The 22,923-nt window shown below is 63.7% G+C and carries 19 protein-coding genes; 10 read left to right on the forward strand and 9 right to left on the reverse strand.

The window, feature by feature from the left end; genetic code table 11:
* Nucleotides 1-234 precede the first annotated feature (234 nt).
* The 9 genes from ACFW0H_RS06030 (at nt 235) to ACFW0H_RS06070 (ending at nt 11,182) form a co-directional block, all read left to right on the forward strand.
* Nucleotides 235-1,227, forward strand: coding sequence for an asparaginase (locus ACFW0H_RS06030; RefSeq protein ID WP_422912993.1), 993 nt, complete (start codon nt 235-237; stop codon nt 1,225-1,227).
* Nucleotides 1,228-1,558: 331 nt separating this feature from the next.
* On the forward strand, nt 1,559-2,710 hold the full coding sequence (locus ACFW0H_RS06035) for a hypothetical protein (protein WP_422912994.1): 1,152 nt from the start codon (nt 1,559-1,561) through the stop codon (nt 2,708-2,710).
* A 57-nt stretch (nt 2,711-2,767) separates the two neighbouring features.
* Nucleotides 2,768-3,655, forward strand: coding sequence for a serine/threonine-protein kinase (locus ACFW0H_RS06040; protein ID WP_422912995.1), 888 nt, complete (start codon nt 2,768-2,770; stop codon nt 3,653-3,655).
* A 27-nt stretch (nt 3,656-3,682) separates the two neighbouring features.
* A complete protein-coding gene (locus ACFW0H_RS06045) occupies nt 3,683-4,984 on the forward strand; it encodes a hypothetical protein (protein ID WP_422912996.1) in 1,302 nt (433 codons plus the stop codon).
* Nucleotides 4,985-5,011: 27 nt separating this feature from the next.
* Nucleotides 5,012-7,408, forward strand: coding sequence for a hypothetical protein (locus ACFW0H_RS06050; RefSeq protein WP_422912997.1), 2,397 nt, complete (start codon nt 5,012-5,014; stop codon nt 7,406-7,408).
* 61 nt (nt 7,409-7,469) lie between these two features.
* Nucleotides 7,470-8,570 carry a hypothetical protein gene (locus tag ACFW0H_RS06055; protein WP_422912998.1) on the forward strand — a complete coding sequence of 367 codons (1,101 nt, stop codon included), beginning with the start codon at nt 7,470-7,472 and terminating at the stop codon, nt 8,568-8,570.
* Nucleotides 8,571-8,643: 73 nt separating this feature from the next.
* Complete coding sequence (locus ACFW0H_RS06060) at nt 8,644-9,528, forward strand: hypothetical protein (protein ID WP_422912999.1); 885 nt, start codon at nt 8,644-8,646, stop codon at nt 9,526-9,528.
* Between the two features lie 36 nt (nt 9,529-9,564).
* Nucleotides 9,565-10,581 (forward strand): DUF4438 domain-containing protein, encoded by a 1,017-nt coding sequence (locus tag ACFW0H_RS06065; protein ID WP_422913000.1) that lies wholly within the window; start codon nt 9,565-9,567, stop codon nt 10,579-10,581.
* Between the two features lie 229 nt (nt 10,582-10,810).
* Entirely contained in the window at nt 10,811-11,182 is a 372-nt protein-coding gene (locus ACFW0H_RS06070; RefSeq protein ID WP_422913001.1) for a response regulator transcription factor, read from the forward strand.
* 29 nt (nt 11,183-11,211) lie between these two features.
* Here ACFW0H_RS06070 and ACFW0H_RS06075 read toward each other — a convergent pair whose 3' ends face one another.
* Entirely contained in the window at nt 11,212-11,508 is a 297-nt protein-coding gene (locus ACFW0H_RS06075; protein WP_422913002.1) for a hypothetical protein, read from the reverse strand.
* A gap of 468 nt (nt 11,509-11,976) precedes the next feature.
* Here ACFW0H_RS06075 and ACFW0H_RS06080 point away from each other — a divergent pair, with 468 nt between their 5' ends.
* Nucleotides 11,977-13,311, forward strand: coding sequence for a D-serine ammonia-lyase (locus ACFW0H_RS06080; protein WP_422913003.1), 1,335 nt, complete (start codon nt 11,977-11,979; stop codon nt 13,309-13,311).
* A 315-nt stretch (nt 13,312-13,626) separates the two neighbouring features.
* Here ACFW0H_RS06080 and ACFW0H_RS06085 read toward each other — a convergent pair whose 3' ends face one another.
* From ACFW0H_RS06085 to ACFW0H_RS06120, 8 genes are all read right to left on the reverse strand, one after another.
* A complete protein-coding gene (locus ACFW0H_RS06085) occupies nt 13,627-16,029 on the reverse strand; it encodes a S8 family peptidase (RefSeq protein WP_422913004.1) in 2,403 nt (800 codons plus the stop codon).
* Complete coding sequence (locus ACFW0H_RS06090; protein WP_422913005.1) at nt 15,984-17,021, reverse strand: AAA family ATPase; 1,038 nt, start codon at nt 17,019-17,021, stop codon at nt 15,984-15,986. The genes ACFW0H_RS06085 and ACFW0H_RS06090 overlap by 46 nt, the downstream gene beginning before the upstream one ends.
* Before the next feature lie 442 nt (nt 17,022-17,463).
* On the reverse strand, nt 17,464-18,246 hold the full coding sequence (locus ACFW0H_RS06095; RefSeq protein ID WP_422913006.1) for a hypothetical protein: 783 nt from the start codon (nt 18,244-18,246) through the stop codon (nt 17,464-17,466).
* Nucleotides 18,247-18,669: 423 nt separating this feature from the next.
* Complete coding sequence (locus tag ACFW0H_RS06100; RefSeq protein WP_422913007.1) at nt 18,670-20,463, reverse strand: DUF927 domain-containing protein; 1,794 nt, start codon at nt 20,461-20,463, stop codon at nt 18,670-18,672.
* Complete coding sequence (locus ACFW0H_RS06105) at nt 20,460-21,467, reverse strand: toprim domain-containing protein (protein WP_422913008.1); 1,008 nt, start codon at nt 21,465-21,467, stop codon at nt 20,460-20,462. Before ACFW0H_RS06105 ends, ACFW0H_RS06100 begins: the two co-directional genes overlap by 4 nt.
* Nucleotides 21,460-22,392: a hypothetical protein gene (locus tag ACFW0H_RS06110; RefSeq protein ID WP_422913009.1), complete on the reverse strand. Its 933-nt coding sequence runs from the start codon at nt 22,390-22,392 to the stop codon at nt 21,460-21,462. Before ACFW0H_RS06110 ends, ACFW0H_RS06105 begins: the two co-directional genes overlap by 8 nt.
* Complete coding sequence (locus ACFW0H_RS06115) at nt 22,389-22,664, reverse strand: hypothetical protein (RefSeq protein ID WP_422913010.1); 276 nt, start codon at nt 22,662-22,664, stop codon at nt 22,389-22,391. Before ACFW0H_RS06115 ends, ACFW0H_RS06110 begins: the two co-directional genes overlap by 4 nt.
* Complete coding sequence (locus tag ACFW0H_RS06120; RefSeq protein WP_422913011.1) at nt 22,657-22,908, reverse strand: hypothetical protein; 252 nt, start codon at nt 22,906-22,908, stop codon at nt 22,657-22,659. The genes ACFW0H_RS06115 and ACFW0H_RS06120 overlap by 8 nt, the downstream gene beginning before the upstream one ends.
* Nucleotides 22,909-22,923: the final 15 nt, after the last annotated feature.

Below are 22,923 nucleotides of genomic sequence, written 5' to 3' on the forward strand. Positions count from 1 at the left end.
CCCGAACTCAGCAGTGAAACGACGCATCGCCGATGGTAGTGTGGAGCTTCTCCATGTGAGAGTAGGTCATCGTCAAGCTTCTATCCCAAACCCCCGATACGCCCAGGCGTGTCGGGGGTTTGTCTTTGCGCGCGAGAAAATTCGGTTTACGAAATAACCCCGTAACGCCGGTAGGCCGGTGCAGCGAGCGGGATTAGGATGGCTGGGACTGCCTACAACAATAACGGAGAAACCATGTCCCCCTCCCGCAAGCTCCTGGTGCTCTATACCGGCGGCACCATAGGCATGCAGATGACCGACGCCGGTCTCGCACCTGCTTCCGGCTTCGAGCCCCGGCTACGCGCCGAACAGGCCGCCCACCCCGAGCGACAAGTGCCTGATTGGATATTCCGTGAGCTGTCGCCGCCCCTGGATAGCGCCAACATGACCCAGGCCAACTGGCTGGCCATGCGCGACGCCATAGTCGAAAGCGTGGAGCGGGATGCCTGCGATGCCGTACTCGTGCTGCATGGCACCGATACCTTGGCCTACAGCGCCGCGGCGCTGTCCTTCCTGCTCCTTGGTCTGCCGGTTCCGGTTGTGCTCACCGGCTCCATGCAGCCCGCAGGCGTGGAAGGCGGCGATGCCTGGCCCAACCTGTTCGGCGCCCTGGCGCTGCTCGCAGCAGGCGTCGCCCCTGGCGTACACCTCTACTTCAACGGCAAGTTGCTCAATGGCGTGTGCGTCACCAAGCGGAGGAGCGATACCTTCGATGCCTTCGCCGAGGCTGGGCGCCCACGCAATGGCCAGCGCGTGCAAGCCTTGCCCGTAGAACTCGACTACCGCAGGCCACGCCGGCCGGTAGGCCTCGCCGTGCAGCCGCTATTTCCCGGTCTCACCTCCACGCAACTGCGTGCTGTGCTCGACAGCGGTGTCCAGGGCCTGCTGCTGGAGTGCTATGGCAGCGGCACCGGCCCCTCGGACAACGCCGACTTCCTCGCCGCCCTCACGGAGGCCCATGCCCGTGGCGTGGTGCTGGCGGCCATCAGCCAGTGCCCGGAAGGCGCGGTGAAGTTCGGTGTCTACGCCGCCGCCAGCCACCTTGCCCGTGCAGGCTTGGCGTCATGCGCTGGCATGACCCGCGAAGCGGCGCTGGGCAAGCTCTTCAGCCTGCTGGGTGCCGGCCTGCCCCAAGCGGAGGTGGAACGCTGGCTGACGCTGGATCTCTGCGGCGAGATGGCCGGCTGATCCGAGCACGATGACTAGGCCCCGGCAACAAGCCGGGGCTGTCGCTGCACAATCACAACGCCTCGCGCGAACCCGCCAACAGTGCGGGTGAACACCGCGCGCCCAACGGCACCTCTGGACCCTCCGCCCCCTTCAGCCAACCGTCCAGGTCTCCCCGCCGTCACTCATTCCGCTACCCAGAACGAGCTACCCGGTTCGTGCTAGCGCGCCCGGACTACCGCGAACCGGCGATTGTTGCCCTCCACCCCCGCGACTAGAACTGACACAGCGGCCGCGCAAGGTCCGGCGCTCGCAGCCAGGCGGCATCCGCCGCAGCTACAGGAGGTTTTCCATGAGCCAACAGTTTGATGAGGACGTGATGGACGAACTCACCGCGGACATCCCGGCCGCCGCCGACGAATTGGACGAAGGCCTGGATATGGAGGGATTCGACGAAGGCGAAGCCTACGACGAGGCAATGGGCGATGCGTTGGAAGACGAAGCCGATTTTGCCGACGAAGCCATCGATGAAGCCTTTGCCCTGGACGAGTACGACGCCGCCGACGGTTTCGACGAAGGCGCCGACGAATATGACGAAACCGAGTTGATCGACGCCTTCGAGGATGTGATGGCCGATGCCCTGGATGCCGGCGACGCCGATGAATTCTTCGGTCGCCTGCTCGGTGGGGTCAGCCGGCTGGCCGGGCTGGTCGGGCGTGGTGCCCGGGGAGCTGGCCAGGTGGCGCGTACTGTCCGTGGCGGGGCCCGGCAGGTGGGTGGCATTGCCCGCACGGTCGGCCGCGCGGCAGGGCAGGTCGGCCGGGTGGCCGGGCGGGTCGGCCAGGTCGCCAATCGTGTCGGTGGCATCGCCGGGCGGGTGGGCAACATTGCCGGCCGTGCCGGCGGCATCGCCAGCCAGGTGGGCGGGATCGCCGGCAGCGTCGGACGGATCACCGGCCGCGCCGCGCAGTCGGCCGATCCTCTCGGCAGCCTGCTGCAGCAACTGGTGCCGATCCTGCAGCAGTACCAGGCGCAGGGTGTCGATGAACTGGATGCCTTCGAGGACATGGCCGACTGGCTGGCCGAAGAGGACTTCGACGGCGCCTTGCCAGTGCTCGGCGGTCTTGCTGCGCGTGTGCTGGTGCGCCCCGTGCTGCAGCGCGCGGCCGGCGCCGGTATCGCCCAGCCGCTGCGTCGGCAATTGGTGCGTAGCGCAACCCAGGCGGCACGGACCCTGGCCCAGCGCCGTGGCCCACAGGCAGTGCGGGCATTGCCGCGCCTGGCGCAGGGCGTAGCGCGCACCGCGCAGCGCCGCCAGACGCCGGCACGGGCGCTGCCCCGGGCGATCCGCCGCACTGCCAGCCAGGTGGCGGCGCGGCCGCAACTGGTTCGCCGCCTCACGCAGATAGGGATCACCGGCGGGCCCGCGGTGGGCGGCGCTGCCGGCCCCGTGCAACGGATAAGGCTGAACGGGCCGGTCGAGCTCGTCATTCATCGTCGGTGAACAGGATCCACGGCACGTTCGCGTGCTGAAACAACAGCGCAAGCGAAGGAGAACGCCATGAGCGACTTTGATACCGATGTGATGGAGGATCTGATGGATGCCGTGGAAGGCCCCGCGCGGCAGGCCTACGACGCATTCGATGAATACGATGAAGGCGATGAGTTCGACGAATATGACGAAGGCGATGGTTTTCTCGGCGGGATCGCCGGCCGGGGGCAGGCGGCCGACGATTTCGACGAGTTCGCCGACAGCTACGCGGAGGCGGGCTTCGACTCGCTGGAAGATGCCGTGGCCGATGCCCTGGAGGCGGGAGACGGTGATGAGTTCTTCAGGCGCCTGGGCAATATCGCGCGTACCGTCGGTCGCGGCATTGGCCGGGTCGCGCGCGTCGTAGCGCCCATCGCCAGTGCGATTCCGCTGCCCCAGGCGCAACTGGTCGGGCGCATCGCCGGCATGGCCGGACGCCTTCTCGCCGATGGCGCCGATGAGTTCGAGGCGATCGACGAACTGGTGGACAGCTATGACGACGACGCCATCGATGCTGCCGCGCCGATAGTCGCCGGCCTCGCGGTACGCCGCGCGGTGCCCAATGTCGCGCGCCTGCCGCAACAGCAGCGCCGGCAACTGGTACGCAGTGCGACCCAGGCCACGCGCACCCTGGTACGCCGCCAGGGTGCCCCGGCCGCCCGTGCGGTACCGCGCATCGTCACCACCGCGCAGCGTGCCGTACGCGCCCGCCGCGTGCCGGCGCGGGCCATGCCGCAGGTGGTGCGTCGCGTGACCCAACAGGTGCTCCGGCGCCCGGCACAAGTTCGCCAGCTGGCCCGGCCGCTGACCCGCGGCGCCACGCGGGTGGCCACGCGCGCGGCGGGCGGCGTTTGTCCGCACTGCGCCCATCGTCACCTGCGGATTCGCGGCCCGGTGACCATCCATATCGGACGCTGAACCCAGCACGGCAAGGAGGCGACGGTCATGGACATGCGGAAATTCCTGCGCACCAAGGTCTTGGGTTTGTCGGCACGGCTGTCACGGCTGGCGCGCATCGACAATGCCTTCGTCGGCCTGCGTGCCCAGGACCTGCCCTATGCACCGTCGCCTGCCCATGTGCAGGTCGCGAACCATCGCCTGGCCGCTATCGAGGCGAACATCAAGCGACGCTACCGGCACCTGGCCAATACCTGGGAACAGGCGCCGGCCAATCGCGTGCTGATCGACATCGCACTGGTGGAGCGTGAGCTGGACCGGGCACGGCGCGCCTTCGGCATGTTCTTCGAAGTGTTCGCCCAGCGCGGTACCAGCTTCGGTCCGGCGCTGGCGGCCCACGATGCCATCGCTGCCGATTGCTACGACGCGATCCGCCAGCATGCGCCACGCATCTTCGACGGCCCGCTGCTCAAGCCCGTGTGCTACATGGAGCACGGCTATTCGCCGGCGACCATGCGCCGTGGCGTGCAGCTCTCGCGCCTGTTGGGCGAGGCCAATCCGTTTCCGCTGATCCGTATCCCGTGGGATCGCGATCAGCCCTGGCAGGCCGTGTTCATGCACGAGGTCGCGCACAACCTGCAGGCGGACCTCGGCATCTGGCAGGAGAATCGCCAGGCGGTGGTCCGCCGGCTGCTCGGCCAATTGCGCGACCCCGCCATCGCCTCGGTCTACGCCCGCTGGCACAAGGAGATCTTCGCCGACCTGGCGGCGATCCTGCTCGGCGGGCCGGCTGCCGCCTGGGGCATGGCGGAGTTTCTCGCCCATCCGGCGCCGCGGGTCCTGACCTACAGGCCCGGGGCCCACCCCACCGGCTACCTGCGCATCCTGATCCTGGCGGAGATGTTGCGCCGGCTCGGCTTCCAGCGCGACGCCAGCCAGCTGACCCAGCTGTGGAACACCTTCTATGACCCGAAGCGTTTCCACCGGCTGCCGCCCCGCCTGCTCGGCAGCGCCGAGCGCACCATTCCGCTGGTGGTCGACGAAATCGCTTTCCAGACTCGGCGCAACCTGGCCCAACGCGCCCTGGTGGACATCCTGCCATTCGGCCGTGCCGACCAGGAGCGCATCACCGAAGGCGCGCGGCTGCTGACGCAAGGACGGGCATTGCAACTGACGCTGCCGCCGCGCCATGTCGTCAGCGCGGCGGCCTATGCGCTGGCGTCGGGCCGCATTGCCCCACGCGTCCTCGCCGGCCAGGTCACCGCGTACCTGAATGGCGAACCCGTTCCGCGAACCGAGAAGTCACGTCCACGCGTGGCGGCGCGACGTGAGCCCGTGTCTGTCGCCTAACGCTGCATCAAGGAGATGAGGTAGACCATGGTCACTTATTCGAGCACCACCGCTTCCCCTGCCGGCAGCGGCACCAACGCCGGGACACTGGAAAACCAGCAACGCACCCTGGCACTGGACAACCTGATCCGCCGCGAGCTGAAGGTGGGCGATCCGAGCGACCCGCGGCAGATCGCCACGGCGTTGCTCGACCGCTACAAGGCCGACCCGCGCGCCCATGCGATCGCTACCGAGGCCAAGGGGTTGCCCACCCAGGCCAACGGCTACGCGCCCGCCGTTGCGGTGCCGGCCACTACCTCCACCGATGCCGAATGGCAGCAGGCGCTCGACGACATCGAGCTCGACCTGCGCGAGCTGACCAGCAACGTCCTGGTCAAGGACATCGTGCCGGAGCTGCGAGGCTGGGCGCAGGCCATCCGCTCGGCGCTGAAGGAGGGTTACCAGGCCGCCCGCTTCGCCCTCGATGCCCGCCAGCGCGACAAGGTCTTCGGCATCCGCCGGCAGTTGAACGACTATGCGCGGCTGGCCCGGCTCATCGGCGTGCTGACGCCGTCCATTGCGCAGAACTACCGCAAGTTCGCCCAGAGCCTGGATGAAGCGGCGGCCGTGCTGCTGGTGATGATGGGCGAAGTGCTCGCCCAGATCGGCTTCGGCGGTGGCCGCTTCCTGCTCCAGGCGCCTTACTCCGAGCTGCAGGGACGTCGCGACGCGGTGATCTACGCACTGCGCAACCTGATCGGCTCGACCCAGGAAGCGTACGGGCAAAGCGAGTGGCCGCGTGGTGTGGATGCCTACCGGCGCCTGTTCAAGGCCCTGGAGGATCGTGGCCATGGCGACCTGCGCGCGCTGCTGGTGGAAAACGAACTGGCGCGGGTGATGGACGAGTTGCTGCAGCGCGCCTCGCAAGGCGAAAGCGAAGGGCTGCGGGCCCTCGGCTCGACCGCGCAGATCGATCTGGCGCGCTTCCGCCACCTGGTCGCGGTCAGCCGCAGCCTGGTGTCGCCGGAGTCGCCCTCGCTGACGGCCTTCCTCGAGGCGCTGCTGCTGTTCGCCGAAGCCTTCGACTCGGCCGGCGGCTTCCGCCTGCTGCGCATCGCCCGGCCGCCGATCCTGCTCTATGGCCTGTATGGCGCCCATGGCGACAACCAGCGCGCCGAAAGCCGCCTGCTGGAGCTTATCCATCAACGCGCGCTGCTCGCCCATCGTCTGGATTGCCTGGCCAATTGCGCCTGCGAGGGGGACGGAGTGAGCCGCCAGATTGTCCTCGACAAGGTGCTGTACGACGTCGACCGCGCCATCGACCTGTACGCGCTCGGCCGTCCGGAAGCCGACTTCGGCCTGCATGAGCAACGGGCTTCCGCCTACAGCTACATCATCGATGCGGCGTTGCTGGAGTGCGGCGTGTATGGCGGCGGCTCGCTCAAGCCGCGCGCGGAGCTGTTCATTTCGAGCAACGAGAAAGGGCAGTCCTTCATCGAGGTGCAGTGCGGCAAGCGCTCGGACCTCAACACCGCGGTCACACCGATAGAGGCCGGGCTGGAGCGCCTGAGGGGCCTGCTGCGCCCGACCTTCTACAGCGACGACAGCTGGTCCACGGATGCCAGTGTGCTCGCCGAAACGGGGCCAAAGGCCGCGCGACTCCAGGAGCTCTCCGTCGCCGGCCACCTGGAATCGAGATGGAGCGAAATGGTGGCCACCATGGCGCCTGGCTGCATCAGCCATCTGCGCATCTTCAATGGCGATGGCGTGCTGGTGCGCCTGATCAAGCGCGGCATCGTGCTCAGCAACAACGACTGGATGATGCACGTGAAGAAACATGGAAAGTCGGCGGTGCGGCTGCACGTCGGCAATAGCCTGAACACCCGGTCTGCCGAATTGAACAAGGTCATCGAGGCGCTGGACTCCGCGGTCGTAGGGGCTGCCGATTACGACGTGCTGGACATCGGCATGCCGCCAACCCTGGAAACCACGGCGGAGATGTTCGTCAGGGGTATCGAGCGCAGCGGGCTCAAGCGCGACGAGGTGGCCGAAGGCCCGAACATCGTCATACAGACGGAAGATCTCTCCCCCGATCCGGGCTCCTACCTGTCGAGCACCGCCACGGAGCCGGAAGCCGCCGTCGCCCTTGTCCAGCAACTCGGCATGACGCTGATGGAGGGCGCGCGGTCCGAGCAGTTCCTGGCCGGCGCGCAGAAGCTGGAAGAGGAGCGCGAGGTCCTGCTCGCCAGCGTGCCGAACATCAACGAGGCGGAAGCGCAGCGCATCATCGGCGAGCTCGCCGGCTATGCCAGGAGCCTGCAGGGCAAGGACGCGGACGCGTACATCAAGCGCAACCGCAACAAGCTGCAGGGCCAGGTCTACCGCCTGTTCGAACTGGCCGGCGGCGACTCCAGGCTGACCGAACAGGAATCCGCTGATGCCTAGGCGGCGATGAACGTAAGAGCAGCACCAACCAAGTCCAGGTGAACCTGCCGGGAGAGCGGCCATGAGTTTTCAAACGACGGAAGTCATTCAGCGCCTGTGGGAAACCTTTCTGCGCGACCAACTGGCCAATTTGCCACCCGAACAGCGACAGCAGTTCGAGGTGCAGTTCGAACAGCGTTTCGAACACTTGCTCAAGGGCGCCGCCAACGGCAACGGGCGCGACGGCTTTCTCGATCTGATCGGGTTCGGCAGCGAGGGCCCGGTGGATTTCGAGGACATCAGCTACCCCTATGTGCAGCCGGATTTCGACGATTCGGTGGTGCCGAGTCAGCTGCATGCCGCCGCCGAGCTTTACTTCATCTACCAGCATGAGCGCATGAAAGTGTTCCAGGTGGTGGACGTGCTGCAGCGGCTGTTCCGCCTCGGCAAGATGCGCATCCAGCGCGGACCGGGCGCCCGCGGGTTGTACCTGCTGGAGAAATGGAAGCCGCTGCGCTACACGGCGCGGGACCGCATGGTGGCCTACCGGCGCGCATTCAACTACGGCAATGCGCAGGCGCCGGCCGGGGCCATCGTCAACAAGAACTTCCATCGCCAGATGGTCGGCTTCATGGTGGCGGTCTCGCATTACTTCCGCGACCTGCTCATCGGCGAAGTGATTCGCGGCGGGCAATTGATCGACCAGCGTCCCTTCGGCTCGGTGGCGACCATCCAGCGCCTGGGCATCGACCTGCGCTACGCCCTGGATCGCTCCACCTACGGCAACATCTTCTCGCTGTCCATGGAAGTCGGGCACTACCTGCGCACGGTACTGGAGCTGCTCGATTCGCCGGACATCAAGAAGTCCTTCGATGCCAATACCAAGTGGGATGTCATCGAGATCGTCTCCAACCGCTACCTGGGCGGCATCGCCGAACCCTCGCAGCGCGCCAAGATGGCCGAGTCGGGACGGCGCCTGCTGCAGTTCATCGCCGACAACGACTTCAAGACGGCGATCGATCCGATCCTCTTCCAGTCGACCATACGGCCGCTGGGGCCGCATGCCGAAGCCTGGATCGCGGCGTATCGGATGACGCCGGATGGCCGCAGCTTCGCCGGCGTCACGCCCGCCCTCAAGGAAGCCGTCGGCCAGCGGCCGCAGACCTTGCGGGTCGTCGCCTGACGACCCGCGATGTCTCGCACGTTGTAGCGGCACCGGTTGTTCGGACGGCCGATAGCGGCAAGGGGTAAGCACCATGCTACAGCCCGATCTTTCCGTGACCCTGAGCCAGCGCCGCCGCAGCTGCGTCCTGGACCCCGCCCTTGCACTGGCCACGCCGTTCGGCCCGCAACTGGTCGAACGGCTGGCGCCCTGGCTGGAGCTGTGGATGGCGCGGGCCTTCTGGCACATCCTCGACAGCAGCGAGTTCTTCCTGAGCCGCCCTGAACAGCTGTTCGCCGACCTGCATGCCGACCCGGCGCAGCAGGTGAATGCCACGCAGTCGTTGCGGCTGTGGGAGCAGCGGCGCACGCAGACCGATTGCGCGAGCCTGCCGTTCCACTGGATCGGCGATTGCACCAGCGAATCGAGCCTGCCCAGTGCCTGGCAGAACGGCGCCGGCAGCGCCCTTATCCAGCGCTATGAAACGCTGCATATCAGCCTGGTCGAGCGGGAATGGCAGCGCGACGGCGGCGGTCGCTCGGAATTGCGCCTGGCGCGGCTCGACGCGCTGGCCCTGGCCGCAGCGCTCGGGCAGGCATTCGTGCTGACGACCCGAGCGGAGCACGGCCCGCAGCTCTGCGACGATGTCGCCGCGCTGAAGCTGGCCGAGAGTGCCGAGGCGCTGTCGCGTGGCACCTCCGGCGCCGCCCTGGCTGGCACCGAGCGCGAGTGGTTGTGCCAGTTGCTGGCGCAGGCCGGTGTGGCGCCGCTGGTGCTGGCCGGGCTGCCGCTGGCGGTGGTGCATGTGCTGGCGCCGGCTGCCAGCCTTCTCGAAGTCCACCCGGCGGAGGAGCCGCTGCCGGCCCTGGCCGAAGCCGACCCGGAACTGGACGCACTGCTGGAGGATGAACTGTCGACGGCACACGAGGCCGCGCTCGACCCCTGGGGCGATGCGCGGATTTTCTGGTACCCGCTTTAAGTCTCTCCCCCGTGCGGGAGAAGGGAGTCAATGGACATGTCAGAGAGCTTGCAGGAGTACCGGGAACCCAGGACCCTCGACCGCGCCGCCGATTCGGGGCGCCGACCGCGCCTGAACGAACGCGCCCTGGTGATGGTCAGCGTGGCGGGCCAGATCGCCCATCCGGTCGGACGGGCCAACCCCTACCGCATCGGCTATGACGGGGTACCGAGGGTGCTGCCGGCCACCGGCGGCATCGTCCTCAATCACCGCATCGGCGACCCCTGCATCGGCCTGGCCGGCGATCACATCGAGCCGGGCGTGGCGCTGCACAACAACGGCCGCGAAGTGGTCGGCCCGCGCGACGGCCCGAACACCGCGCTGATGACCTATGCCTGCATCGGCAACCACGCACGGGTGATCAGCGGGCCTTGCGCGGGGCAGGCGGGGGTCGTCACCGGCAAGCACGGCGGCATCAACCACGTGCTGGTGGACTTCCCGACCAAGGTGCTCAGCCGCCTGCAGATCGGCGATCGCATCCAGATCGTCAGCCACGGCCTCGGCGCGCGGCTGCTCGACTACCCCGATATCGAGCTGCTCAACTGCGCGCCACGGCTGCTCTGGCGCTGGGGCATCCAGGAGCGCGACGGCCGGCTGCTGGTGCCGGTCAGCCACCGGGTGCCCTCGGTGCTGATGGGCTCGGGCCTGGGCAAGAACAGCACCTGGCGCGGCGACTACGACATCCAGCTCGCCGATCGTGGCCTGCGCGAGCGCTACCGGCTCGGCAGCCTGCGCTTCGGTGACCTGGTGGCCATAGTCGACGCCGACAACCGGCGCGGTCCCTTGTACCGGCCGGGGCGGGTCACCATCGGCGTGATCGTGCATGGCGACAGCACCGTCAGCGGCCACGGCCCCGGCGTGACGCCCCTGCTGACCGGGCCCACCGCCCGTCTCGTGCCGCACCTCAACCCAAGGGCCAACCTCGCCGCGGTGCTGGATATTCGCGAGCCCGCTCCCTTGCGCGACTACCGGACCCTGATCGAGGCCAGCACGACCCGAGGGCGGACGAGATGACCGCAAGATGAAATTTCTTCAGCGTCCGGCACGGCGACAGGGGCTCAACTATGCTTGCACTCCCTGTTTTGGAACTACCCGCGCTGTTCGGATGGCACGGCGAGCCGCCGTAGGCGGGAGTGTGGGCGCTCGAAACCCGCCTGCTATTCCCGTGGTATGGAGTTCATGCGCTCGCCGGGTAAGGCTGCGGGTAGTGGTGTCGGCGCAACTGAGGCCAGGGAATGTCGATATGGAAGACAAACGGGAATGGCGCGCGGCCGATCCGACCGCGCTCGCCGAAAAGCTGAACCTGCTCCACCAACCGATGCGGTCGGGCATGGAACCGGAGATTCTCGCCAGAGGCGTCGACCCGTCGGACCGACTGCTGTTGCTGCTCACCGCACGCGAACTGCAGATCGCCACGCTGGTCTGCCTCGGCCGACTCAACAAGCAGATCGCGGCGCAACTGCGCATCAGCGAACACACCGTCAACACCCACCTGCGCCGCGTCTACTCCAAGCTGGGCGTGAACAACCGGGCGGCGATGGTCTTTCGATGTGCGGCCTTTCTCGAGCACGACTGCCAAATAGGGTTGCAACGCACATCCGACCGCGCCGGTTGAGTCCGAAGGGTCTGCGCTTGCGCGGGGCTTCAGCCCATCGCTTCCCGGCGCGCCGCCTTGCGCGCTGCGGCGAGCAGGTCGCAGGCATCGGTCAGCAACAGCTGGGCCGCATCGGCGAAGTGCACCAGGTCGCGCTCATCGGCTTGCCCCGGTGCCATCGACGCCAGGCTGTGCAGCAGGCCCCTGGCCGCATTCAGGCGCATATCGGCGCACTCCTGCAGGTCGATATAGGAACAGCTGCCGTCGAGCAGCAGCACGGGCGTAGTGCCTGCGTTACCGGTGAGGGGGACGAGTTCTGCGGAGGGGGTTGGGAAATCCGTGTGCATATGAAGCTCCAACTTGAGGTGAGAGCTACCACGCTTCGCGGCCAAGCGAAGTTGGGCGGCAGCTGTACGCGGGTTGGCCGACCGGAAAGTTGGCATCCGGCACACCCGAAGGTGTCCCACGTACAGCTGCCATGACACGGCATCGCATGCACAGAAAGCGCTGCGATGGGGGAGGCGCTGTACGCCAACTTCATCGACCGGCCAAGGTCGGCCACGGGATTGACCGTGACGGGCCGGACTATAGGCGGGGCGGGCGGGAATGAAAAGGGCTCGGCTGGCGATGGGGAGAGGATGGCTGATCAGCCTGGCGTTCAGGCTTCCAGCCATAGTTGATCCCAGTTCATCCATAGGCTGACGAACCATCGTTTGCCCGCAACAGGGCGTTGAAATCTAATCCATCAAAACAACATCGCACGGACGCGAGTCGCTACCACCTTTCTCACGCACAGACCGTCGATAGGAACCTCCATGATTCACGGCAAAACGCTCGATGCCTGGTACGCCAGCCACCCACTGATCGAGGATCTGGTCGCCCTGCGGGAGACCAGTTGGTTCAATCCGGCCATCGCCCCGGTCGCCACAGCCCTGGGGGATGTGGGGCTGGGCGCGGAGGATGTCGCGCAGGCCAGCGCACGTTTGCAGCGCTTCGCGCCCTATATCGCAAAAGTCTTTCCGGAAACCGCTGCGGCGGGCGGGATCATCGAATCGGGAATCGTGCCCCTGAACAAACTGCACAGCTTGTTGCTGAGCGAAGCGGGGCTACCCGGCAGTGGCTCGCTCTGGCTCAAGTCGGATAGCGATCTGCCCATTTCCGGGTCGATCAAGGCGCGCGGGGGCATCCATGAAGTGCTCAAGCATGCGGAGGATCTTGCCCTGCAGGCTGGGCTGATCAGCATCGGCGATAACTACGAAGCCCTGGCATCCGATGCGGCTCGCCAATTCTTCGGCCAGTACAAGATCGCGGTCGGCTCCACAGGCAACCTGGGGCTCTCCATCGGCATCATGAGTGCCAAGCTCGGCTTCCAGGCGACCGTGCACATGTCATCGGACGCGCGCCAATGGAAGAAGGACCGGCTGCGAGCCAATGGAGTGACGGTCGTTGAGTACGAGTCGGACTACAGCGTCGCGGTGGAGCAGGGACGCCGACAAGCCGCAGGCGACCCCACCTGCTACTTTGTGGACGATGAGAACTCGCCCCATCTGTTCCTCGGCTACGCAGTGGCTGCAGAACGACTGGTGCGTCAGTTCGAGCAGGCTGGAGTAGTGGTCGATGTGGATCACCCGCTGTTCGTCTACCTGCCTTGTGGTGTGGGTGGCGGCCCCGGTGGAGTGGCCTTCGGCCTCAAGCTGGCCTTTGGCGATACCGTGCACTGCATCTTCGCCGAGCCTACTCACTCTCCCTGCATGCTGCTGGGTGTGTACACCGGGTTGCACGATGACGTCAGTGTCCAGGAGTTCGGCATCGACAATGTCACGGCGGCGGACGGCCTGGCGGTTGGCCGGCCATCCGGATTCGTGGGCCGCGCGATGCAGCGGTTGATCGACGGTTACTACACCGTGACGGACGAAGAACTGTATCGCCTCCTGGCAATCGCCTATCAGGAGGAGCGGGTTCGTCTGGAACCCTCCGCGCTGGCCGGCGCACCGGGGATGGTGCGCGTCCTGCGGGACCAGGCCTATCTGGAGCGCATCGGCGTCACGTCGGAGCGGTTGGCCAATGCCACGCACCTCGTCTGGGGAACGGGAGGCAGCATGGTGCCGGCCGAAGAGTTCGCCGCGTATGTCGAGAAGGGGCGCGGCTAATAGCGCCAGGGCGCCACGGATGCCGGCGATAGACCGACCTGAAAATTCCGGAGGCGCTTTGAATTGAGGCAAGCTGCTCCGGCTGTGTCGGTTAGAGGTTTCCGAATGATGGGCTTCGTGCGTAAGGCATGGCCAATGCACCAGAGATGGCACAAGCCAAAAACAAAGGCCCCAGGATTGCTCCTGGGGCCTTGTCATATATGGCGCATCCGGCGTGCTTAAAACCAAAACGATAGGTTATTGATTTATATGGGTTTTTATGATTTGCCGTATATTGGGGATACATGCGGGGATACACCCCGCTCATGAGCCCGGTCACTGACGCACTCGGCCTCGAGCCTGTTGACGCACCCTTACAATCTCCCGTATTTCAACATAGAGGTTGGCTTCCATGTTCTCTCTGTCGGTTGCAGTAACAACCAGGGCGTAGGCTTCTTTTTCCATTGATAGTGCTTTTCCCCAGTCTCTATCTTGCCTCGTTACTACTACGAACCACTTCTCGTCAGGATTTCTGCGTTGGAACTTCCAGTATGATGACTGCACTGTTCCTTTGTCACGAATCTGGCTGCTAACAGTTCTGTTGGGGGCTGCATCATCGTTGCGGGTTTCATAGTCATCTTTGGTTAGCTTGTTGAAGTGTAGTTGGACTTCTTCTAAAGAAGATCCTTTTACCAAGCGAAAATTTATCCGGGTGGCGGTGTAGTCTAGTCGAGTTGTTCTGACTGCGGGGGTGTGTGCAAGAGTTACTCTGATTTCGCGCGTTGCATTTCCTCTTCGCAAGAAGCTCGCGGGCAGAGGTAGCTCAAAAAAGTGATGGGTGTCGTCCTCTATCACGTCCTCTGAGTATATTAAGACTGTGTTGTCTGAAGATCTGTAAAGAGCATCTTCATCAATCGCCCCATATCCTGCAATTTCTCTTGGGAGCTCTCTGTTGTTATTTGACTTGCTGTACTGCTTTCTCTCGGTTTCTGTAAACGTGCTAACGCACTCATGCGGTAGATTGCAGTGGTTTACCAGCATTGCTCGGAGCAGATTTGCAGAAGCATCCGGGTATTCGTTTAGGAGCCTGCCTGCTAAATGAGTGACATATGGGGCTGCGAAACTCGTCCCTGAAATCTCCTTGAGGAGTGTGCGGCCAACAAACTCGTTGTGTAGAGTAAGGACGCCTAAACCCCGTTTGTCCTGTTTCCATTGAGAGTCCGCATGTCGCATTGGAGATGCTAAGTTTCCACCTGGAGCAACTATTTCCGGTTTGATTGCGCCCCTGACTGACGGGCCATGTCTCGTGAATGGTGACGGCTGATTTTCAGATGCAGGCGATAAGGCGTTAATTTCCGGGTAGCGTTGCTCGTCAAAGTTCGAGTTGTGCCTTGCAAGGCTACCGACTGTTAAAACATTTAGTGCTGGTGCTGGGTCAATTATCACGCTGGCGTCGTCGATTAAGTAGCCAGGGTACTCAGCTTTCCAGCTGTTGGCGGGGATTTGAGGGCTCTCAGACCCTCCAAAGTTCCCAGCCGAAACAATGAATAATACGTCGAGCTTTCTCGCTAGGTTGTCGAGTATGTAGGCAATTCCTCGGATATGCCTGCCATCATATGGTGAGTTGAGATTGCCTATTGATAGATTGAAAATTCTGCAATTGTACTCCTTGTGGAAATATTCGACTGCGTGGATGAGTGTTGTTTCAATGGTGTCTATGTCGAATACGGTCTCCCCGTGTGGATCCTTGTAGAGGATCTTTCCGCTGAGGAGCCATAATTGAGGAGACCAATAGTTGCTTGATAAGCAAGCTTCAATGTCGCCGTATAGAGCAATCCCAGCGACTGCCGTCCCATGCCCTGAGTCATCTTCATTTGGCGACGGATTTTTCAAGAAGCTTTCGCTGGTTCCAATTGAGCTTTTTAGTAGCGGGTGGTTTGTGTTGATCCCACTGTCGAGTATGCAGACTCGGGCAGCTTTATCTGGAGGGGGAGCTATATTTCTTGGTATATCCTCAATGTCTACATTAAGCTGTTGGTAAGATATTCCTGTCTTGGGTGTTAGGTCGACTAATCTAACGTCTCGATGGTTGAGTAGAAGCTCGGCTTGTACTTTTGTGGCTTCAAGCCGATAGAGCAGTAAGCTATCAAGACTGACCTTGTCTATATTTTTTACGGACTCTGATGCGAGCCAAGATTCAAATGAGTTACAAAGGGCAAGCCGCTTTGGGTGCTTGCTTGTTTCAACTGGCCATAGCTCTACATCTAAAAGAAATTTTTCCTGGTTGGGAAGTCCGATGTTTTTGATTGCCCAGCTAGAGCGATCTTCTGCCGTCCAATTGTCTATGCCTTCGAGTGCTTCAAGGATTTGCCGGTAAGTCAGTGCAGAATCTGAGAGTCCAAGCAGTTCCAAGTGGTTCATGAAAGTTGCTAGTCCCCTTTCGTCAGAGAAGACAACGCACATTTGCTTGCCTTCTTGACTAAGGAACTGAACTCCGTGGGCATGAAGATGGGCGAAATCCAAACTTCCGATGTAATTCAGCTTGAGAATAAATCCATCTGAACTAGCGTTGGGTTGATTTAGCGCGGCTTTGGCTGCAGTAGATAATCCCGACATGAGGCGCTGAGCATGAGCCTTAATATCGCCCCTGTCGGCTCGGGGCAAGGTCATGTCTCGGGGGCGTCTGTCGTTACTTAGCTCTTCACGTTCAAACGAGAGGTGCTTGTACTCTTCCTGCATTTCTCTTCCTTAATAGTACTTCTATGCGTTTCCCTGCCTAGTGCTTTGCGTAGATCCTTAATGGTCAGGAACTCCTGGTTTCTTAGGATCATTTGCTTAATTGCTCTGCGGACAACGCGTTCGCAATCGGCGCCGCTTAAACCCTTAAAGCATTCCAGGAGATCTTGGTCGTCGACTTCGAACTGTCTGCGAATACCTCGAAGTTTGAGCTTGAGTATCTTAATTAACTCTTCGCGTCCAGGAAGCGGAAACTCAATGCTCTCGTCGAACCTGCGCCATATTGCAGTGTCGAGGATTTGTTCATGATTTGTGGCGGCAAGGAGAAGGCTTTTCCCTTGGTATGCATCCATCATCTGAAGCACGGCATTTACTACGCGGTGCAGTTCGCCATGTTCTTCTCTAATGCTTCTTTCTTTGCCGATTGCATCAAATTCATCAAAAAGCGCTACGGTCTCATTTTCGGAAATGAAGTCGAATATTTTTCGAAGGTTTGCTGCCGTTTCACCAAGATAGGAAGAGATAAGCGCGTCTAGCCTGATTATTACAAAGGGGCGGTCGAGCTCGAAAGCAAGTACTTCCGCTGCCAATGTTTTTCCGCAGCCCGGTGGCCCATAGAAAAGCACTTTGCCAGATGCTCTCATTCCATAGGTTCTGAGTACATCTTCTCTGCGGTGTTCTTCAAGAAGTTCTTCTAGCGCTGTGAGGCTGGTGTTGGCAAGAATTAATTCTTCTATTGATCTTTGAGGCTGGGTAATGCTTAAAAGCGGCAGTCCGCGTTCTTTGTCAGTCGGCGGATCGAAAGAAACAGAGCGAGGCTTTCTAAGGAATGCAGCACTTTCGCCATAAAGAATCTGCTCAAGATCATTGGCAAGCAAATGATGCTGCTTTTGTCTTTCTTCATTAATAACGCTCTCTGAGGCGCGGCGGAAAGCATCCATGTCGCCAAGCGCTCCCGCTTGAATTAGCTTCCGTAGTGTTTTTCCGCTTGCCATTTTCTTTCTCTTAAATTTGCATATTAGGCAGTGTGTCTATAGCACAACTGCTCGCGGCGTCAGCTCAGTGCGCTTTCTTAGCAGCTGAGCCTAGCCAAGAATTCTGTGGACCGCTCAAGACGACCTTGACCTTTTGGTCGCTATTTTCTCATCCCAGCTTCAAGCTGCTTTCTCCTTTTGTCGGAGCGTCATTGCAGGGATTTGAAGGTCCGGATCGCCATCGTGGCGCTTCCCAACAGTGGTGTCTAGCTGGCCTTTGCGAAGTTCAATTACTGCAGAAAAACCACCCTATCTAGCCCGCAGGCGTGGCGGGGGGACGACAGCGCGCGCCAGGAGATGGCGGCGGTGGCCGGGGTCGATGCTCACCAGGGGCGTTAGGCCGCTCGAGGGCGCACAAGAAAGCCGCCCGAGGGCGGCTTGAAGCGGAAGGAGTAGGGCAGCCTTACGCGACGTCTGCAGGCTGTTTCCGTTGGCTCAGTTGGGCCTCCAGTTCCTGGCGTCGGTGTGACCGGTTGAGGTGGCTGCCAATCTGCTCCTTCGGCAGCTCATGGTCGCCCAGTGCTTCCGGCTCGAGCTGTTGCCAGATCGGGTCGTTCTGGAGTTCCAGCGGATCGGCCGTGGCTTTCTGCACCAGGTCATTGAGTACCTGGCCCTGGCGGTGCTCGAGGGCTTCGCGGATCTGCTGCTGGGTCGGCGCGCGGGCGTCTGGCTCGTAGGCCGGGTGCTGGGCCAGCTCGCGGCGCATGGTGGGCTGATAGCGGGCCAGGGCGCTGAGGATGGCTTGGCCTTCGGGCAGGGCGAGCAGGGCTGCAGCGGCGCTGTCCAGGCAGTGGCGTGCGTACAGGTCGTGGGTGCTCTCCCGGTGCTGCTCGGCGTCCAGGAATGCCGCCGCCGTATCCAGCTGCATCAAACCGAATTCCGGCTCGAGCTCCGCCACCAGGTTGCCGTATTCCTCCGCCAGCTCGCGGGCGTCCAGCTCCTCCCGCTTGAGGTCGCGGATCTCCTTGGTCAGTTCGCCGTCGGCGGCATGAAACTTGGCGCGCCAGGCGTTGCCGGCCAGCTCGGATTGGGCCGTGGCTGCGGCTGCAGTCTTGCGGTGCTTCTCCAGACGGTCGCCGAGGCTCACCAGGCGCTCGCGCAGAGTGCGGTAATGGACCGTCGCTTTCTGGTGCAGCGCCAGGGCTTCGTGGATGGGTTCGGGCAGTGCCGAGGTGTGGTCGGTCATTTCTGATCTCCAGGTTGAATGGCCGAGGTTGCCGGCCAGGGGAAAGTGCTCGAGGAGGCGGAAGTGCCCCTCAAGCAGATGGCTTGTCAGAGGTGGTGTGGAACGAGCGTCAACAGCTGTGTCAACAAAAATCACTCACACCCCCCTTGTTCACACGTCTGATTTCGAAATCACTGGGAACGTGGCCCGACGGGAACAACCCAGTAACCATGCGGGTTTCAGAGGTGCGTTCTGTTCCCAGTGTTTTTTTGGTGGGAACAGAGAGGATGGATTGGCTATTAATTGAACAGAGTTGTGTTCCCGCGTTCCCACTCCTCTCTAATAGGTGGGAACAGCTGAAAGCCCCGCCGTTGCTGGCTTGTTCCCGCGTTCCCGCGTTCCCAGTGGAAATGCGGGCAATCGGGTAGTGCACCCTGCACCTTTTCATTGACTTTCTCCTTCCAACTCCAACCGCTCGGGATCGACGACGTAAAAGCGGGCACTGCCACCTCCTGGCAGGCGGTACTTTTTCGTGCGGCGGCCGCCCTTGGTTTCTCCGTCCGTTTTGGCCAGCGCGTTCGCCGTCACCAGGGCGCGCACGATGCGATCCGCGCCGAATCCTGGCGCCGCCTGCGCGAGTGCCGGCGAGTTGAGCAGGTAGAAGCGCCGGTCGAACTCCAGCTCGAAGTAGCCGGCGCGCTCGCGCACGGTGGTGTCGGCGACTTGGGCGTGAACGTTGGAGAAGCGACTGTCGCCGTGCAGGGCGATGAAGTCGGCGATGCCACGGAGGATCTGGCGATCCTCTGCGTTGCCGTCGCCCATCCTGGCGAGCCATTCGTTGAACAGCTGGCGGCACGCTTGCTCAGCCGTGCCGACGGGCCAGTCCAGGAGTTCTTGGGAGATGGCTATCTCCCCGGCCAGGGCCATGATGGCGAAGCGGTCGGCCACGCGACCGGCCTGCGAACTCTCGGTGTGGAAGCGCTCTCGCACCTGTTCGAAGGCCGCCAACAAGCCTCCTCGCTCCGGCTGCTCCACCAACTGCTCGACGAAGGCCGGGCCGAGGTGGCCATAGTGCTGGACCACCGTGTCGCTGAGCACGCGGTGGAACTCCTGGCCGGTCATGCCGTGCACCTCATCGAAGGCGCGAAAGGGGCGGGTGCCGGCGTTCACATCCACCAGGCGCAGCTCGGCGCCGGCGTGAGCGCTGTTGCCGCTGATGGCGGCGTGTTCGGAGAGCGAGCGCTCGCCGCTGGAGAGGGCGAGCACGCGCCAGGTGAGCTTGGCGCGGCCCTCGCGCTCGCGGGTCATGGTGCCTTTGCCCATGCCGTTGGCGATGGCGTAGGCCATCTCCTGGACGCGCTTGGGGTCGGCGCGCTTGATCTCGTCCAGGATCAGCACGGTGTCGTTGCGCGAAGCGGCCTCGATCTCCACGCCACCCTTGGATACGTCCCAAGATGCCGCGAAGGTGCCCGGATTGCCCCACACCGACGCCGCCACCAACTGCGCCAGCGACTTGCCGCTGGAGGAGTCGCCGACCAGGTGCACGCCGCCGCCGTTCACGCCCACCCTGGCGAGCAATGGCCCGGCTAGGGCACAGCAGACGGAGAGGATCAGCACCGGGTTGCCGAGGCAGTAGCGGCCCACCTCGGCGCGCCAGCCCTCGAGGGTGCCGCGGCTGGTGAACAGGTTCACCCCGCGGCCGGAGTCCTGGAAGCGCACGGTGTCGCCGCCAATTACCCGCGACGGCAGCACGAAGGCGCCGGACTCATGCCAGCCCGGGCGGGTGGTGGTGGCGATCACCAGTGCCGGCGAGTGCTGACTGGCCAGGTACGGCGCCACGTAGCGCCGTTGCTGGTATTCGATGGTCAGGCCCTGGCGCATCAGCGCCTTGAGCACCTCGTCGGCCTTGCCGGCCAGCGCCTCCATGGGCATCACCCACTCGATGCGCCGGCCGCGGTAGTGAAAGCTCAGCAGGCGGCCAATGCTGCCGTCCTCGCTGTTCACCGTCTCGGCCTCGATGTGCAGCGGGGCGCAGATCCAGTGATCCACCGGAATCGTCTTGTCGTCCGGGCCGTTCTGCCGCGCGCCGTGGTACCAGGTGCCGGCGCGGTAGTGCTTACCTTCGCGGTGCGTATCCTGGTCGTACACGGCAAAACAGGGGCGCTCAATCTTCTCGGGTGTTGGTGCGGAGGGCTCGCCCACCAGACTCAGATGAGGCTTGTGATCCTGGTCCTTCATGGCTGGCCCTCCTGGTACTTCCCACTGCGCCAGAGATGCAGGTCGTTGAAGTCGGACAACTCCAGCGGGGCGTTGGCCGGCCACTCCGGGTAGACAACCAGCGCATCGGCGGCCAGCGCCGCGCGGTTGGCCGCAATGCGGCCCGGGTTGCCCTTGCTCTGGCGGTCGTCGTCGCCGGCGATCACCAGGTCCACCTCCGGGCCATGGCGCACGCGCATGGTCATGGCCACCGCCTTGAGGTTGCCGGCGTTCATCGCGCACACCACCGGGCAACCGGTGTGGGCATGCAGGGTGGCGCCGGTGGCCCAGCCCTCACAGATGAACAACCGACAGCGGCCTTCGACACGGCCAAGGGGCGAGTAGGTGCCCTTCACGCGGCCACCAGTGAGGAAGCGCTTGGCGCCCTGGCCATCGATGAACTGCAGGTTCACTAGATGGCCATCCAGGCAGAGGGGCACCAGGAGGCGGCCGCCGCGCAGCTGGCGCAGGTTGCCGGGCACGACATCCTTGGCCAGCAGGTAGGGGTGTTGCGGATCGGCCGGCCGCGCCATCTCCCACAGCCGCGCCGCCTCGGTTGCCACGGCGCGGTGACGCTGCTCCAGGCGCTCGCGCTGTTCGCGTAGATGGGCCTCGCGGGCCAGTCGGTCGGCCTCGCTTTCCCGGGGAGGTGTGGCCGCACCGTTGGTGCGCTCGAACAGGCCCAGGGCGAGGCGCTGGTCGATGGCTTGTGCTGCCTCCAACTGGCCGCAGCCCTGCAGGTAGGCCAGCAGCGACACCAGGTCACCGCCGTGGGCGCTGGTGTCGGCGAAATCGTTCCAGCGGCCGCTGTCCAGGGACACGCCGAAGGAACCGGCGCACCGGTCCCCTCGGACGATGTTGCGCGCCACCCACTCGCGACCCTGGCGTGCGCCTTCCGGCAGCCACTCGGGCAGCAAGGTGTCGGCGGCGCGCAGGGCGTGGTCGGCCACGCGGCGAATCAACTCAGGAATGCTGGGCTTACTCATAGCGCCAGCCCTCCGTCTGCTGCAGGGCTGCGCTCAGTTGCCGGTAGCTCGGCACAGCGACGGCGCACGCCGCGCTGAGATGGTTCGCCCATGCCTGCAACATGGCGGCCTGCTCGCTCAACTCGAAGCGCACCTGGTCATGGGCGCCGTCGAAGTGCTGGGCGATCAGTGCAGGCCCGAAGCGCCCCGAGGCACCCAGCTCGGCACGGACAATCTGCGACGGTGCGCGGCCAAGCAGCCCGCTGTAGCCAAGCTGTTCCAGGAAGGCCTGCAGCTGCTCCGGTGCCAGGTTCGCGCCGTCGAATAGCGGGCCGTCCTGGCGCCGGGTGAAGGCCTGCAGCTCGAGCAGCAGACCGACTGCCTGATCTGGCAGCGGCGTGCAGTGCGGCGACGGTTCAGCTGGTTTGCGCCATACCTGCGCCTCGAGGTCGAACTCGGTCCAGTGCGCCCTGAACCAGGGCGCGGCGCTGGTGCCGGTGAACAACATCAGGCGCAACGCCAAGCCGGCGAGTTGCAGTGCGTTGCGTCGTTGGCGTGCTGGTCTGTTGAGCTGGCTGTTATCGCTGGTGCAGGAGGCAGACTGGGTGAGATGGCCATCGTCTTCCTCGAGCTGTGCGACTTCCTCTGACAAGGCATGTGCAAACGTGTCCTGCGCTTCAAAGGCAGCGGCGCGACAGGCGCGCACTCGCTGCTCCAGGCGCAGCAGCAGGCCGTCGCGGAATGCGGGCTGGGCGCTGGCCGGCGTGCGCTGCAGCCACTCTTCCTGGAGCGCCAGCAATGACTGTTGCCCCGGCTCTTCAAGCCAACGCTCGATGATGCGGGCGGCGCCGCTGAGCGCCTCCTGGAACGCGGCGCTATGAGCCGTGAGGATCTCCGACTGGCCGTCGGCGGCCGGCAGGATGGCGTGGGTGGCTGACCTGGTCATGGCTCACCTCCTTCGCGCAGCGCGGCTTGGCGGGCGGCCTGGAGCAGGTCACTGGCATCCTCCACCAGCAGGTAGGCGGCATCGGCCAGGTGGTTCACGTCCCTGCCGTCGGCATGGGTGATGACCATGGTCGACAGGCTCCAGAGCAGGTTCCGGGCGGTGCTCAGGCGTTGCTCGGCGCTTTCCTGGAGTTCGAGGTAGGGACGGCTGGCGTCGATAAGGAGCACCGGCGCATTGGTGGCGTTACTGGTGAGCGGAACGAGCTTAGTCATGGCGCACTTCCTCCATCAGCAGGCAGCGCAGGAACACCAGGGGCGCACCGTCGATGTGCAGCGCGCCCTGTTCGCTGGCATCGGCCACGGCGGCACGAAGCTCGGCCTTGGCCTGGGCGTTGTCGTTGAGGATCTCGAGGGCATCCATGAAGCGCTCGAGGGCAGGGCGGGGCACAGCTTCACCGGGTGCCCAGGTGCAGAAGGCTTCGATCAGGTGAGCGAAGGCGGGGATAAGGTCAGACATGGCTCACCTCCCTGG

The organism is Metapseudomonas cellulosilytica (genome assembly GCF_049334135.1).
In the GTDB taxonomy this organism is placed as follows: Bacteria; Pseudomonadota; Gammaproteobacteria; order Pseudomonadales; family Pseudomonadaceae; genus Metapseudomonas.